Raw genomic sequence first — 14,136 nt, forward strand, 5'->3', positions numbered from 1 at the left:
TGTGGCCATGGCGAGCGAAGCAACCACCGTTACTGTCCCTGGTCCCCAAGGCCCACGCGAGGTCCGGATTTCGAGTCCAAGCCGGGTGATGTGGCCTGAGGCGGGACTTACCAAGCTTGACCTTGCCAATTACCTCATTGAGGTCGGCGAGGCTTTTGTCGCTGCCAACGGAAACCGTCCGATCAGCCTCCAGCGATACTCGGGGAACATTGAAGGCGAGATGTTCTTCTCGAAGAATCCGCCCAAGGGCGCCCCGGAGTATGTCCGTTCCGTACCCGTGACGTACCCCAGCGCGCGATCGCATCCCCAGTTGGTGATCGACGAGCCGGCGGCCGCAGTATGGGCCGCACAAATGAACACTGTGGTGTTCCACCCCTGGGCGTCCCGGGCCAACGATCCCGATAATCCTGATCAGCTCAGGATCGATCTGGATCCTCAACCTGGTACGGACTTCGACGACGCCATTCCTGCGGCAAGGGAACTCCGTTCCGTGCTGGAAGAAGCCGGACTCACTGCGTTCATCAAAACCTCCGGAAACCGCGGACTCCATGTGTATGCGCCGATCCACCCGAAGCACGAGTTCCTCGACGTAAGGCACGCTGTGATCGCTGCCGGACGTGAGCTGGAGCGCCGCATGCCGGATAAAGTCACCACCGCCTGGTGGAAGGAAGAACGCGGAACCAGAATCTTCGTGGACTTCAACCAAGCCAACAGGGACCGCACCATTGCCGGAGCGTACAGTCCCCGCGCCGTACCCACGGCCCAGGTGTCCTGCCCCTTGACGTGGGACGAACTGGAAAACGCCGATCCTGCGAAGTACACCATCAAAACAGTCCCGGACCGCCTGGCCAAGGTGGGGGACCCCTGGGCGTCCATGCACGATCACCCCGGTGACATCGATGTTCTGTTGAAGTGGTGGGAGCGCGACGTCAAGAACGGTCAGGGTGAAATGCCCTTCCCGCCGGAATTCCCCAAGATGCCGGGCGAGCCCATGCGCGTTCAGCCGAGCCGGGCACGCAAGCCGGAGGAGTAAGCCGGAAAAGTGAACCGGGAGAGTGAGCCGGGAGGGCACGTGCCGCGACGTCCAGCTAAAGGCGGCCTGACTACCCTGCTCGCCTGCGGCCTTTTCCTCGGCGGGTGCACTTCACCCCCCGAACCACAGCCGGTTCAGCCCACCACTGAGGTCAAGACCCAGCCGGCCCCAACAGCTCAACCTTCGACGACCGGCCCTCCGACCAGGACCACGCTCACGCCTGCGCCTGCACCTTCGCCCACCGAGAGCGTTGCAGCAACCCCCGCGTTCCAAGAGCTCCGTGCCACCCTGGAGCTCTTCTCGCGGGAAAAGCTCCAAGAAGGTGCCTCGGCTGTCCTCATCAAAGCGAAGGTCGGCCAGCAAGAATGGACCCTCGCAGAGGGAGGGCGAAGCCACGACGGACGCGCGCCGGTCCAACCGGGCCACCGTTTCCCTGTGGGCGAGCAGTACCGGTCATTCTTGGCCGTGTCCGTCATGAAGCTCGTGGAAGAGGGCCGACTGGGATTGGAGGACTCGGTCGCGGCATACCTTCCCGGATCTGTGACGGCAGGTAACCCGGTGACAATCCGAGACCTCCTTGGCGACGCCGGAGACCTGCCTGCTGACGTGCCTGCTGCGGCACGGTCAGATGCCGAAACCTTGCTCGCCCGCTTGGTGGAGCAACTTCGGGGTGCGCCACTGGAGGCTGTCCTGCGCACCGATGTCCTCACGCCCCTGAACCTCCGTTCCACGGAGTTGCTGGGGGCAAACACCGCAGCCCCCGATGACCTCATCCACGGATACGTCCAGCTGGACGGAGAAACAGTAGACGCTGCCGGCACCGGCATCCCGGACGGGATCGCCACAGGAGGGCTGGTGTCCTCCTTGGAAGATATCTCCGTATTCCAAGCCGCGCTGTTAAGGGGTCAATTGATGTCCCCGGCGAGCCTTATCGCCATGAAGGGGACGGTTTTTGCCGACTATGGCCTCGGCCTGGACCACTGGGACGACCGCTGCACCAACGGCTTCTACTACGGCCACGCCGGTGACATTCCCGGGTACGGGAGCATAGGTATCAGCAGCGCCGACGGTAACCGCCAACTATCCATTTTCATGGCGTACCCGCCGCAGCCGGTCTCCTCCCAGCCATCAGCCCTGGCGCTGGAGATGACGGGCGTCGCGCAAGTCGCGCTGAATTCGGGGTGTCGGTTCCAGTTTCGGTGAAGGGCCACAACAGGAACCGCCGGATCCTATTCGAAGCGTGAGGGATCGCCCGTCCCGTACCGAACAACTTCAGCCACGCCGCTGGAGAAATCGATCACGGTAGTCGGTTCCGAGCCGGTGTCGCCAGCATCGATGACGCCGTCCACCTGGTTGTCCAGGCGTTCCTTGATCTCCCAGCCCTGGGTCAACGGTTCTTCCTCGTCGGGCAGCAGGAGTGTGCTGGAGAGCAGGGGCTCGCCCAGCTCGGCCAAGAGAGCTTGGACCACCCGATGATCCGGGATGCGCACACCCACGGTCTTTTTCTTGGGGTGCAGGAGGCGCTTGGGGACTTCCCGGGTGGCCGGGAGGATGAAGGTATAGCTGCCGGGGGTAACAGCCTTAATGCTCCTGAAGATGTCGTTATCCAACATCACGAACTGCCCCATCTGGGCGAAGTCCTTACACACCAGGGTGAAATGGTGTTTGTCGTCCAGCTGCCTGATGGATCTGATGCGATCCAGAGCTTCCCTGTTGCCGATCTGGGCGCCAAGCGCGTAGCAGGAATCGGTAGGGTAGGCGATCAGGCCGCCGCCTTGGAGCATGTTCACCACTTGGCCGATGGCGCGTGGTTGAGGATCTTCAGGGTGCACGTCAAAGAATCTGGCCATGGGAAGAGCCTACGACAAAGCTATGACAAGACGTCCTTGTTGGAGAATTTTGCGTAAGCCAGCGCGCCGCACACCGCGATGTACCCGGCTTGGAGGAGCGCGTTCTCGCCGAATGACGTCCATGAGATGGGCTGGCGCAGCAGGTCCGCGAAGCTCAGCCAGTGGTGGCTGAACAGCCAGGGGTGCAACCACTCAAGCTGAGGCAGGTTATCCAGCACCTGGGACACCACAGAGAGCACAACGGTGGCTGCCATGGCGCCCACCGGAACGTCCGTGAACGTGGAGATCAACAGACCGATGGCAGAGAGTCCCAACAGGGACACAGTGATGTAGGCCGCGATCAGCAAGGATCTCAACGAGGACTCGCCGACGCTGATGGTGTCCCCGGACAGCAAAGTCACCGGCCCCACGGGGAACAGCACGACGCCGGCCAAGGCACCGGAGGCCGCCACGGTGGCGGTAGCTGCGAGACAGAAAGCGACGGCCCCGGCATACTTCACCAGCAACAGGCGTATCCGCCCTGCGGGAGCGATCAGCAGATACCGCAACGTTCCCAGGTTCGCCTCCCCGGCAATGGTGTCTCCGGCTACCACCCCAACTGTGAACGGCAGGAACAGGGGGACGCACACCACCAACGCAGTGACGGCGACGAACAGGCCGTTCTGGGTGATGCGGTCCAGGAAGAGTGGCCCGCGGCCGGGAGCGGTGGGCCGGGAAGATAACTTGACGGCCACGGCGATCAGGATGGGCACGGCAGCGAGGGCGATCAGCATGGCCCACGTGCGGAGCCGACGGAAGAGCACAGCCAGCTCCGAGCCCAGGAGCGCCCATCCCAGGCCGGGACGCACGGCGCCCTCCCGGGTAGGACCATTAGCCTTAGCCGACAACATCGAACCCCTCCCCGGTCAGGGACACGAAACGCTCTTCCAAGCTCGCGTTCTCCACTGTGAAGCCACGGACACGTACGCCCTCAGCTACCAAAGCAGCAACGATCTCCTCGGGAACATGGCCGTTGATCCCGGTGCCCAACACCGCCGTGGTTCCCCACGGGCTACCCGTACCGGGCGCCTCGCCGGGGACCAGACCAAGGCGCGTCAACACCTGGGAGGCCAAGTTGACGTCGGGCGTTTGGACCACCACGTGCGCCTGCCCGGCAGACCGCAGCTCCTCAATCGGCCCTTGGGCCACCAGGCGGCCGGCACTCATCACGCCCACGTGGGAACACATCTGTTCCACCTCGGCAAGCAGGTGGCTGGAGACGAACACGGTGGTTCCGCCTGCGGCGAGGGAGCGAACCAGGTTGCGGACTTCACGGGTGCCTTGGGGATCCAGGCCATTGGTTGGCTCGTCCAGGACCAGGAGCTCCCTCGGCCTGAGCATCGCGTTGGCCAAGCCCAAGCGCTGCTTCATGCCTAATGAGTAAGCGCGGACCTTCTTCCCGGCAGCGTGACTGAGACCCACCCTTTCGAGGGCGTCATGAACGCGCTGCCGTCTGGTGGACGAGGACGCATGGGGGTCGGCGGCGTCCAAGCGCATCAGGTTACCCGTGCCCGATAGGAATGTGTAGAAGCCCGGCCCCTCCACCAAAGCCCCAACTCCTGGCAGTACAGAAGCCAAAGCTTGCGGCATCTCCCTGCCGAGGACGCGGATATCCCCGCTGTTCGCCGAAGCAAGGCCGAGCAGCACCCTGATAGTGGTGGTCTTCCCCGAACCGTTCGGTCCCAGAAAGCCGAACACCGAGCCGCGCGGCACAGCGAGGTCTATACCCTCGACGGCGGACCGGTGGCCGAAGCGCTTGACCAGTCCGTGAGTTTCTATGGCGAGGTCGGAAGACCGGGCAGGAGCCGCTCGCTCAGTTGCACCAACGGAGGCTGCCGTCCGGGATTCGTTCACTGGGCGGCAGCGGCTGACTGGAGCCGTTCCAAAGGCACCATGCCGGCATAGACGCGGCCGTCGTCGAGAATCAACACGCTCAGCAGCGACGTCGTCAACGCCCGGCCGCCGTCCACAGCCTGCAGGGCTTGGGACAGTTGAGGATTGGAGGTGAGTTCTGCCGGAGCAGAACCAGCGGGCAAGGCGATCACGGAACCCCATCCCTCACTCGTGACGGTGGCCCCGTGGGTGCGGGAGCCATGGCCCGGGGTGAGCTGGTCTTCCGGGGCGGGGGCATCCGGCGTTGTTGCATCGGGCGCCGGAGCATCCGACGCTGGCGCATCAGGTTCCGGCGTAGATGGCTGGGTCATGCTTGGCACGGGCCTCGCCGGCAGTACCTTCTCAATGACTGTTGCTCCCTGCGGCGGGGTGAAGTCGAACAACGCGGCATCAGGCTTGGAAAGGTCCAGTTGGGTGTACGCAAGTGAGTAAGCTGGCTCGGCCTGGCCCTTGGCGCGCACCTCGACGCCCAAGGGCAGACCTGTTTCGGAGTCGACGTCGATCGTCACCGAATCAACCAGGGTTTCGTCACTGCGGGGGTTGAGCACCAAAGAGTAAACGCTTCGCCCGGCCACTGATGAAGCCTCGGCAACCGTGACTTCCGTGCTGGCGTCAACGGCTGCAAGGAAGCGGCTGGCCAAGGCCTCCGGGGTTGGCACATCCTGCCTGGGGATGTCCGGCTCCGGCATCTCTGTTGCGGGCATATCCGACGCAAACATCCCTGGCGTCGGCTTGGTAGGCAGAGCGTCCTTCAGTTCCGCCAAGGACGGCGTTGGCACGGTCAGATGCGTGGCGCTGTTGTCCTTTGAGTTGTACAACCAAACTTCAGCGCCATTGATGACGACGTCGCGTTCAGCCATCTGGTCCAGGATCTGCAAACGTGCCTTCAAAGGACCATCAACGTAGACCCTTGCCGTGTGGGATCCAGTGAGGAACTCCAGGGCAGAGGCAGCACCCGGGGCCGCGCCCGGACCAGACGCAGGTAGCTCGGGAAGTCCAAGCCCGGCGTTCTGCTCGACTGTCCCGGACAACGCCCGCACCTGCGTGCGCGCGATCATGGCGAGGATTTCCTCAGCGCTCTTGGGCGGGAGCGAAACGCTGGCGCCGGCTTGGACCGATCCGAGCACCACGGCAATCGCCAAGGCAAGGGGGAGCAAGAGAGCTGGCAGCCACCGCCGCCGGGCCCGCGTCATTGTGACCAACCACCGTTCGCGAGGGGCATGATTCCAGACTACTCCGGTTGGCTGCAGCGATCACGTGCCCTTGATCTATGCCTACACCTTGATTTATGCCTGGATCAGCTGGCGGGCCAGTTCCACCGCACCATGAACCGGAGGCTGCGCCAGAATCCTGATCGAGGACGGATCCTCAACGGAAACCTTGCGCGCCACGGCACCGGCCAGCTGGCTCTGATTCACCAACAGGGCACCGGCCATCACCAGCGGGAGGTCCAATCCCAGCTCGCCCAGGACTTGGCGCGCGAGCGTCGCCAAGGAATGCGCCGCCTCCGCTTGGATCCGCAAGGCCGCAGGATCGCCCTCAGCCGCCAAATCCAGCACGAGGGGAGCCAGTCCAGCCCAATGGTCAGGTTCGGGTTTGGCATAGAAGGAGTCCATGAGCTGCAAAGCGTCTACGCTCGCCGTCGCCGCCATCAAGGCTCTGACCAATGTTCCCGGTTCCAGCCCGGCATAGTACTCGCGTAAAGCCTCGCGGACGGCATCGCGCACCACGGAGTAGCCGCCGCCCTCGTCGCCCAGCAGGTACCCGTAGCCTCCGCTGCGGGCTTCCTGCCCGTCATGGTTCCGGCCCCACGCGACGGAGCCGGTACCGGCAACCACCACAGCTCCGACGTCGAGCCCGGCCGCAGCCAGCACGATTCTGGTGTCATGCACGACGTCGATCCTGGCGCCGGGGAAATGTTCCGTGAGCAGGGCGGACAAGACAGCACGGCTTGCGGGGGTATCTGCTCCGGCGGCTCCGGCGCATACGGCTTGAATTCTGCCGCCCACGCTTGCGGCGATCCGCCGCAGTACGGCGTCAGCCCCTTGGTGCCCGACGGAGGAGAGGTTGGCGCTTGCTTCGGTGATTTCGACGCCGGAACCGCCTCGCGAGTCCACATCGCCCTGCGCTGCGTCGGAGCGGACGGCGTGCGTTTTGGAGCCGCCAATATGAAGGCCAAGCACGGCCGGCGTCACAGGATGTCCGCCCATTCGTAGCTCTTTCGCTGTATTTCCTCCAACTGACGGCCCTTCGTTTTGTGTACGGACGTTTGGACAAACATAAACCCGGGGGTAGCCAGGACGCCGGATCCTGCGAAGCCCGCCCTGCCGGGTCGGCGGGCTTGCCTTGGTTGGTGCAGGATGACATCGCTGTCCTGGGTTTTGTGGAAAAGTTATGGTCTTCGGAGGTGTTACCGCCTCATGGTTCAGACCAACGGGGTCAACATTGGCATAGACCAATGGTGTTGTCCATAAGTAGGATGTCCAATATGTCCAGCGATGTCGCGCACGCAACTCCCAAGTACTACCTCTTAAAGACTGAGTTACTAGGGCTCATGGCTGGTCTCCGGCCGGGCACACTCATTCCCACCGAGCGTGCCCTGGCGGAAAAGTACGCGACCTCCCGGACCACGGTCAGGCAGGCAATCAGCGAACTCGTGGCCGAGGGGAAGCTGGGCCGCATCCAAGGCCACGGAACCTTCGTTGCCCCACCCAAGGTGACTCACGTCCGCCAGCTGACGTCCTTCTCTGATGACGCACGCGCCCAACGCCTGCGGTCGGACTCCACGGTGCTTGCCCTTGACGTCATGATTTCAGATGCGGAGGTTTCAGCACATTTGGGGCTTGATCAAGGCAAGACAGTCACCCGGCTCGAGCGCATCCGCCTGATTGAGGGGGAGCCGTTGGCGCACGAGACCGCCTGGCTTCCCGGCAAGCTGCCCCGCTTCAAGTCCAGTCTGGCCAAGGCAGGCTCGCTGTATGCCGTCCTGGCCGATGTCTACGGTATCCGGATAGCTGAGGTTGAGGACACAGTGGAGACAGCACTCGCGGGCCCGGAAGATGTCAGGCGGTTGGGAATCGAAATGGGCGCACCCTTGCTGGTGGTACACCGCTTGGCCCGGGATGCTGCCGGCGCGCCGGTGGAGTGGACCCGGAGCGCTTTCCGCGGGGACAGATTCCGCTTCGTTTCCCGTGTGAAGTCCGGGAACTGAGGTGGCCAACTCGTCCTCTGGTGAGTCCGTGATCCGCCGGGTGGTCCGCCTGGTAGGAGCATTCGACGACGCACACCGCACCATGAGCGTCGCCACATTGGCCCGGCGTTCCGGATTGCCCGTGACAACCACCTACCGTTTGGTGGACGAGCTCTTGAGTGAAGGTCTGCTGGAACGGGAACCTAACGCCGAGGTTCGGGTCGGCACCCGCTTGTGGGAGCTGGTATCCAGGAGTTCCCGCATGGTTGGCCTCCGCGAGGCTGCCTTGCCGTTCATGGAGGACGTCCAATCGGTGGTCCAGCATTCCACCACGCTGGGGATCCTGGATTCCGATGAAGTCCTCTACATTGAGCGAATCGGTTCCCGGGACTCCATGGTGGACATCACCAAAGTAGCTGGCCGGCTGCCGGTCCATGGAACGTCCTCCGGGCTGGTGCTGCTGGCTTATTCTCCGCCTGCTTACCAGGACTTGTTTCTGTCCCGGACGCTGGAAAAGTTTACTGACGCGACCCTGACCGACCCCGCTGACCTCCGACGCCACCTGGCAGGCATCCGCCAACGCGGGTTCGCCTCCATGCCCGGAATCATCGTTCCTGAATCCAGTGGAATTGCTGTTCCCGTCTTCGGCCGGGCAAATACCGTGGTGGCCGCACTCAGCGTCGTGGTTCCACGGAACGAGGAGAGCCCAGCCACCCGCGTGCCCGTGTTGATGACAGCAGCGCGGGGAATCTCCCGCGCACTGGGATGGCGTGGAGAACTCAAAGGCGCCCTCCGGCAAAGCAACGGAAACTCCTGATTCCCGTTCATCGGTAACGCTGTGGTTTCACTCACAGCCCGCTGGCAGAGTGGAACCAAGCAGGGCAACTCGCCCGGTCACCACACCTTACGGCCCTTGGGGGTCCATTCCGTGCTGCCCTGCATCCAATGGAGGTTTCAGCAGCCGCAATGCCGCGGCAGGAGGAGTAATGGTGGAAACAGCAATGCAGTCAGGGAAAGAATCGAAAACCGGGCGGGTGGCCGGCAAGGTTGCCATAGTCACTGGCGGCAGGGGAGACCTCGGCAGCGCAACGGCCAGGCTGCTCGCCGATCACGGAGCAACGGTCGCCAGCCTTGACCGGGCAGGAACGGCTGCTCCAGGCACCCACCCCGGTATCACCGAGTACGACGTCGATGTCACTGGTGAAGCCAGCGTGGCAGAGGCAATCCGCAGGGTTGGTGCCGAGCACGGGACCCCGGATGTCCTGGTCAATGCAGCAGGAATCATCGGCCCGGCGGGAGCCAGCCACACTGCCACTGTGGATGACTTCAACCTCATCTTCGATGTCAACGTCAAGGGCGTATGGCTCATGACCAAACACGTCGTCCCTGGGATGATTCGCCAGCAATCAGGCAGCATCATCAACTTTTCCTCAATCCATGGATTGACCGGCGGGCGGAACGTGCCCCTCTACCACGCCACCAAGGGTGCGGTCCGGCTGCTCAGCAAATCTGATGCGGCAACGTATGGCGTCCACGGCGTGAGGGTGAACTCCATCCACCCAGGATCAATGAACACCCGCATGAGCCGCCGCTCGGCAGAGCAGTCTGACATCGGTGCGGAAGCCTATTACCAGCAGCTGGTGGGTGGAAACCCGCTTCCCCGGCAGGGCGAACCGGACGAGATCGCGTACGGGGTCCTCTACCTGGCCTCCGACGAGTCGAGGTTTACCACTGGTTCAGAACTTGTCATCGACGGCGGCTACACGGCGGTCTGAGCAGTATCACTGGCAAACGCCACTGACATATGTCGCTGACAAATCACCGTCACCCCGGAACTCCAGATTCTCTGAGTGACCACATTCCATAGTCGAGAGGTACCACCATGAAATTCATCAACGGAACACCAACAGATACCTACGATGTCGTAGTTGTCGGTTCCGGCGCAGGCGCATTGACGGCAGCGGCGACGGCAGCGCGGGCCGGCAAGTCCGTCGTCGTGCTTGAAAAGACCGAACTGTTGGGCGGCACGTCAGCTGTCTCGGGCGGCATGCTCTGGGTGGCTGACAACCACCACGCCCGCGAAGCGGGGCTGAACGATTCCAAGGAGGCGGCTGCTGAATATATTCGGGCCGTGGCACGCGGCCGGAGCCGTGAAGAGCTGCTGGACGCCGCGCTGAACTACGGCGACACCATGCTCCGGTTCACCGAAGACGAATGCGGCGTACGTTTCATCTTCCTGGACAACTTCCCGGATTACCGGCAGGACCTCCCCGGCTCCGTGGAAGGTGGCCGGACGGTGGAACCCGAGCTGTACAACATCCGTGAAGCACTCGGTGACCTCGCTGTCCATGTTCGTTCTGATGGCCGGGCGCCCTTCACCATGCAGGAATATGAAAACTGGGGCGCCTTTACCAAATTCCCGTGGCAGGAGCTGAACGAACGCCAGGAGCAGGGTCTCGTGGCCAAGGGGCAGGCACTGGTTTCGATGCTTGTGGCCAGCTTGGTCCGTGATGACGCGGCATTGGTGGTTGGAGCCCGCGGACATCGGCTGCTGAACGACGGCGGCAGGGTCGTGGGCGTCGAGCTCGAGTCGGGCGAGACTTTCCACGCAAACGACGGCGTGGTCCTCGCCACGGGCGGTTTCGAATGGGACAAGTCATTGGCGGACTCATTGCTGGCTTCACGGCTGTACATCATGTGCTCGCCTCCATCGAATACGGGCGATGGCCTGAAGATGGCTCAACGAATCGGCGCCCAAACCCGCGGTACGCGGGAAGCATGGTGGGCGCCGATGGCCATCACGGGCGACACACGCGATGGTGAACCCATTGGAACCCTGCTCCGCTTCGAGCGGCAAGGCCCGGGCTCCCTCATGGTGAACCGCCATGGCCGCCGCTTCGCCAACGAATCACAGAACTACAACGACCTCGCGCGGTGCCTGCAGTCATGGGATTCGCCTCATCACCAAACGTTGAACACACCGGCTCACGTGGTGTTCGATCACAGCTACCTGGAACGCTACGGCGTCCTCGCTCACCGGGCGGGTCAACCGACGCCGCACTACCTCGTGGAAGCTCCCACCCTGACAGAACTCGCCGCCAAAATTGGTGTCTCCGCGGAAAACCTTCAGGCCACGGTAGCGCGCTTCAATGAGTATGCCGTGAAAGGGCAGGATCCTGACTTTGGGCGGGGCGAAAGCGCCTACGACAAATACTGGGGCGACGACGATTGCCCGTGGCCCAACCCTTCCCTCGGACCGCTGCAGACAGGACCGTTCTATGCCATGGAAGTGGTCAACGGCGCCTTTGGCAGTAATGGGGGAGTTGCCACCGATGGTTCGGCCAGGGTCCTGGACGTGGACGGGCAAGTAATTCCCGGGCTGTTCGCCGCGGGAAACACCACGGAGAATGCCTACGCTGCCGGCTATCCGGGGGCCGGGGCCACACTGGGACCCATCATGACCATGGGGTACCTCGCGGGCCGTGCCATTTCCGGGCAACCCGCCGAATACGTCTCTGCAGTATTCGCAGGTGCCGGAGCCGGTTCTGAATCTGGAGCCGGCGCATGATCCGCCACGCAGTGCTTTTCAAATTCAAACCGGATTTCCCGGCAGCGGACAAGGCCGCATGGATCGAAGGCTTAAACCGGATGAAGGGCAACATTCCGGGGCTCCTGAGCCTCACCCATGGAGCGGATGTGCTGCAGCATGATCGTTCGTTCGACTACGCGATCGTGGCCGATTTCAATGCAGTGGAAGACCTCGATGTCTACAACACGCACCCGCTGCATGAACCGCTCAAGAAGTACTCGTTCCCCAACAGCGAGCAGATCATCGCCGTTGATTTTCCGCTTTAGCTTCGGAATTTTCGAACCTGCGCCATTCAAAGGAGAATCGCATGTCAAGCACAACCCAGCAGCCCCTTACGCTGCGCAAGACCCCCGGAAAAGCGGCCCTGGCCTCCTTCCTGGGAAGCACCCTGGAGTACTACGACTTCTTCATCTACGGTTCCGCCGCTGCCTTGGTGTTCGGCCCGCTCTTCTTCCCTTCGGATGACCCGGCGGTCGGGCTGATCGGTGCCTTCGCTACTTTCGGGGTGGCCTACGTCGCCCGTCCGGTGGGTGGACTGGTGATGGGCCATTTCGGTGACAAACTGGGCAGGAAAAAGATTCTGCTCATCACACTCAGCGTCATGGGACTTGCTTCCCTGGGCATTGGTTTCTTACCCACGTACAGCCAGATCGGCGTCTGGGCACCCATCCTGCTGGTGGTCGGACGCCTGGCGCAGGGCTTTTCCGCCGGTGCCGAATCGGCGGGGGCTTCCACGCTGACTTTGGAACACTCTCCGGAGGGTCGTCGAGGATTCTTCACCAGCTTTGTCATGACCGGCTATGCCTCAGGTATGGTGCTTGCCACCCTGGTTTTCATTCCCGTTGCCGCACTTCCCACTGAAGCACTCATGAGTTGGGGTTGGCGTATACCGTTCTGGCTTTCCATCGTGGTTCTAGCTATCGCTTACTGGGTGCGCACCCACTTGGACGAGACACCGGTGTTCGAAGAAGCCAAGGACCGCAGGTCAGTTGCGCCAATGCCGCTCCGGGAAGTCCTGCGCTTTCAATCGGCAGATGTGGTTCGGGTGGTTGGCATGTCCATCATGTCGGTCATGCAAACCATCTTCACCGTCTTCGGCCTGTCCTACGCCACAGGTGCGGCGGGATTCGACAAAGCATCCATTCTCACCGTCAATGCCGTGGCAATCGGACTGTCCATGTTTGTGATGCCCTTGACCGCCAGGATCTCTGACCGGGTGGGCCGGCGGCCGCTACTCCTGACAGCGGCCATCGGCTGCTCGTTGACAATCTTCGCCTACTTCGGGGCGTTGTCCACCGGTAACATCTTCCTGGTCTTCGCCGCTGCGTTCGTCAACATGACGCTGCTCTACTCCTGCTTCAACGGGATCTGGCCCGCCTATTTCGCTGAACTCTTCGCTGCCCCCGTCCGCTACTCCGGAATGGCATTAGGCAACCAGCTGGGCTTGGTGGTTGCCGGATTCGCTCCGTTGATCGCAGGCTTGCTCCTCGGAAAAGGCAGCGACGGCTGGCTCCCCGTAGCCTGCTTCGCCGTCGTCTGTATGGTTATCGCGGGCGTAGCTGCCTTCTTCTCCCGTGAGACTGCCAAAACACCCATCGAAGATCTCGGGGGACCCTACTGGCGGGGAGTCGCAGCCAGGAACGGGAGCTAGTCACCAGGAGCCTGCAGCGTGTTGCGCACAAACTTCCCGCTCGGTTCCGCGTAAGCATCAACTATCCGGCTGAACAAGGCCGCACCTTCGGCCCCGGGCCAGTCCGCAGGCAGGAATGCCGGCGGCAGTCCGGGGTCGAGGTACGGGATGATCCGCCACCGGTCGATGCACTGCACATAGGCAGCGAAGGCCTCAGGGGATGGCTCCACAGAGTGGCCGGCGGGCAGCGGAACTTCGGCGCTGTTTCCACTGCCTGTCCCGTTTCCGCTGCCTGTCCCGTGCTCGCGGACGAAGTCCCTGTGGAGTTCAGCTACTGCGTCCAAGTCCCACCACTTGGACGCGGCGTCCTGAAGGCTGCCGCCCACCAGCGGTGTTTCGGTGACGAAGATGGTGGCCATGGCCCGCAGCTCCAGATCTGCGAGAATTTCCTCCACTTCCGGGCGCAGAGAATCGGGACAGATCCACAGTCCGGCAGCCACGGTACCGCAACCGATCCAGTGGAGCCGGCGCCGTAACTGATGCCGTTTCTCGCGTTCCGTCTCCGGGATGGAGAAGGAAATAAGGCACCACGGATCTGACTCCGACATACTCCTCGGGTTGTAGATCCTGCGGTCGCCGCGAGCCAGCATGGTTGCCGCGCCGTCCGTCAGCGTGAACCCGGGCACGCCATCGCGGGATTCCTGCAGCACCACATCTTTCTTGCGAAGCCGGCCCAGGGCAGTCCGGGTTACTGTTCCGGATGTCCCCAGGGCTTCCATGAGGGTCACTATGTCCTTGGTGGACATCCAGCCCCCGGCATCACGCAGGTACAGGCCGATGACGGTACGAAGCAACGACGTTGTGCTCCCGGGGCGGGAGTCCATGTCATCAAGGACAGCACTCATTTCCGGC

At 62.7% G+C, this 14,136-nt stretch carries 14 protein-coding genes; 8 read left to right on the forward strand and 6 right to left on the reverse strand.

Features of this window, described 5'->3' with window-relative positions; all coding sequences use genetic code 11:
• Positions 1-7: 7 nt before the first annotated feature.
• Both ligD and CQ020_RS19535 read left to right on the forward strand, forming a co-directional pair.
• Positions 8-1,033 carry a non-homologous end-joining DNA ligase gene (gene ligD / locus CQ020_RS19530; protein WP_105693409.1) on the forward strand — a complete coding sequence of 342 codons (1,026 nt, stop codon included), beginning with the start codon at positions 8-10 and terminating at the stop codon, positions 1,031-1,033.
• A gap of 39 nt (positions 1,034-1,072) precedes the next feature.
• Positions 1,073-2,236 carry a serine hydrolase gene (locus tag CQ020_RS19535; protein ID WP_258142101.1) on the forward strand — a complete coding sequence of 388 codons (1,164 nt, stop codon included), beginning with the start codon at positions 1,073-1,075 and terminating at the stop codon, positions 2,234-2,236.
• A gap of 26 nt (positions 2,237-2,262) precedes the next feature.
• Here the strand turns inward: CQ020_RS19535 and CQ020_RS19540 are convergent, their stop codons facing one another.
• The 5 genes from CQ020_RS19540 to CQ020_RS19560 all read right to left on the reverse strand — a co-directional run bounded on the left by CQ020_RS19540 (position 2,263) and on the right by CQ020_RS19560 (position 7,025).
• Complete coding sequence (locus CQ020_RS19540; RefSeq protein WP_024820974.1) at positions 2,263-2,883, reverse strand: L-threonylcarbamoyladenylate synthase; 621 nt, start codon at positions 2,881-2,883, stop codon at positions 2,263-2,265.
• A gap of 20 nt (positions 2,884-2,903) precedes the next feature.
• The gene (locus CQ020_RS19545) at positions 2,904-3,773 is read right to left on the reverse strand and encodes an ABC transporter permease (protein WP_105693343.1); all 870 of its coding nucleotides are present in this window, start codon (positions 3,771-3,773) and stop codon (positions 2,904-2,906) included.
• Positions 3,760-4,776, reverse strand: a complete 1,017-nt coding sequence (locus tag CQ020_RS19550) for an ABC transporter ATP-binding protein (RefSeq protein WP_105693344.1) — start codon at positions 4,774-4,776, stop codon at positions 3,760-3,762. Before CQ020_RS19550 ends, CQ020_RS19545 begins: the two co-directional genes overlap by 14 nt.
• Positions 4,773-6,008: a DUF2092 domain-containing protein gene (locus CQ020_RS19555; protein ID WP_105693345.1), complete on the reverse strand. Its 1,236-nt coding sequence runs from the start codon at positions 6,006-6,008 to the stop codon at positions 4,773-4,775. Before CQ020_RS19555 ends, CQ020_RS19550 begins: the two co-directional genes overlap by 4 nt.
• Positions 6,009-6,101: 93 nt before the next feature.
• Positions 6,102-7,025 carry an N-acetylglucosamine kinase gene (locus tag CQ020_RS19560; protein WP_258142102.1) on the reverse strand — a complete coding sequence of 308 codons (924 nt, stop codon included), beginning with the start codon at positions 7,023-7,025 and terminating at the stop codon, positions 6,102-6,104.
• A 269-nt stretch (positions 7,026-7,294) separates the two neighbouring features.
• Between CQ020_RS19560 and CQ020_RS19565 the strand changes: the two genes are divergently transcribed.
• The 6 genes from CQ020_RS19565 to CQ020_RS19590 all read left to right on the forward strand — a co-directional run bounded on the left by CQ020_RS19565 (position 7,295) and on the right by CQ020_RS19590 (position 13,245).
• On the forward strand, positions 7,295-8,026 hold the full coding sequence (locus CQ020_RS19565) for a GntR family transcriptional regulator (RefSeq protein ID WP_105693346.1): 732 nt from the start codon (positions 7,295-7,297) through the stop codon (positions 8,024-8,026).
• Position 8,027: 1 nt separating this feature from the next.
• On the forward strand, positions 8,028-8,822 hold the full coding sequence (locus CQ020_RS19570; protein ID WP_105693347.1) for an IclR family transcriptional regulator: 795 nt from the start codon (positions 8,028-8,030) through the stop codon (positions 8,820-8,822).
• A 169-nt stretch (positions 8,823-8,991) separates the two neighbouring features.
• Positions 8,992-9,780 carry an SDR family NAD(P)-dependent oxidoreductase gene (locus CQ020_RS19575; RefSeq protein ID WP_258142103.1) on the forward strand — a complete coding sequence of 263 codons (789 nt, stop codon included), beginning with the start codon at positions 8,992-8,994 and terminating at the stop codon, positions 9,778-9,780.
• Between the two features lie 107 nt (positions 9,781-9,887).
• A complete protein-coding gene (locus CQ020_RS19580) occupies positions 9,888-11,573 on the forward strand; it encodes an FAD-dependent oxidoreductase (RefSeq protein ID WP_105693348.1) in 1,686 nt (561 codons plus the stop codon).
• Entirely contained in the window at positions 11,570-11,860 is a 291-nt protein-coding gene (locus CQ020_RS19585; RefSeq protein ID WP_105693349.1) for a Dabb family protein, read from the forward strand. Before CQ020_RS19580 ends, CQ020_RS19585 begins: the two co-directional genes overlap by 4 nt.
• A gap of 41 nt (positions 11,861-11,901) precedes the next feature.
• Positions 11,902-13,245 (forward strand): MFS transporter, encoded by a 1,344-nt coding sequence (locus CQ020_RS19590; protein ID WP_105693350.1) that lies wholly within the window; start codon positions 11,902-11,904, stop codon positions 13,243-13,245.
• On the opposite strand, the gene CQ020_RS19595 is transcribed toward CQ020_RS19590, so the two are convergent.
• Positions 13,242-14,129, reverse strand: a complete 888-nt coding sequence (locus CQ020_RS19595) for a PaaX family transcriptional regulator C-terminal domain-containing protein (RefSeq protein ID WP_105693351.1) — start codon at positions 14,127-14,129, stop codon at positions 13,242-13,244. The two genes, CQ020_RS19590 and CQ020_RS19595, sit on opposite strands and share 4 nt — an antisense overlap.
• Positions 14,130-14,136 lie beyond the last annotated feature (7 nt).

This window comes from Arthrobacter sp. MYb23 (assembly GCF_002979775.1).
Lineage (GTDB): Bacteria > Actinomycetota > Actinomycetes > Actinomycetales > Micrococcaceae > Arthrobacter.

What these genes read in the sequence shown, in the direction of transcription:
- ligD (WP_105693409.1), top strand. Translation starts at nt 8, where the DNA reads ATGGCGAGCGAAGCAACCACCGTTACTGTCCCTGGTCCCCAAGGCCCA.
- CQ020_RS19540 (WP_024820974.1), bottom strand. Translation starts at nt 2,883, where the DNA reads ATGGCCAGATTCTTTGACGTGCACCCTGAAGATCCTCAACCACGCGCC.
- CQ020_RS19545 (WP_105693343.1), bottom strand. Translation starts at nt 3,773, where the DNA reads ATGTTGTCGGCTAAGGCTAATGGTCCTACCCGGGAGGGCGCCGTGCGT.
- CQ020_RS19555 (WP_105693345.1), bottom strand. Translation starts at nt 6,008, where the DNA reads ATGACGCGGGCCCGGCGGCGGTGGCTGCCAGCTCTCTTGCTCCCCCTT.
- CQ020_RS19560 (WP_258142102.1), bottom strand. Translation starts at nt 7,025, where the DNA reads ATGGGCGGACATCCTGTGACGCCGGCCGTGCTTGGCCTTCATATTGGC.
- CQ020_RS19565 (WP_105693346.1), top strand. Translation starts at nt 7,295, where the DNA reads ATGTCCAATATGTCCAGCGATGTCGCGCACGCAACTCCCAAGTACTAC.
- CQ020_RS19575 (WP_258142103.1), top strand. Translation starts at nt 8,992, where the DNA reads ATGGTGGAAACAGCAATGCAGTCAGGGAAAGAATCGAAAACCGGGCGG.
- CQ020_RS19580 (WP_105693348.1), top strand. Translation starts at nt 9,888, where the DNA reads ATGAAATTCATCAACGGAACACCAACAGATACCTACGATGTCGTAGTT.
- CQ020_RS19585 (WP_105693349.1), top strand. Translation starts at nt 11,570, where the DNA reads ATGATCCGCCACGCAGTGCTTTTCAAATTCAAACCGGATTTCCCGGCA.
- CQ020_RS19590 (WP_105693350.1), top strand. Translation starts at nt 11,902, where the DNA reads ATGTCAAGCACAACCCAGCAGCCCCTTACGCTGCGCAAGACCCCCGGA.
- CQ020_RS19595 (WP_105693351.1), bottom strand. Translation starts at nt 14,129, where the DNA reads ATGAGTGCTGTCCTTGATGACATGGACTCCCGCCCCGGGAGCACAACG.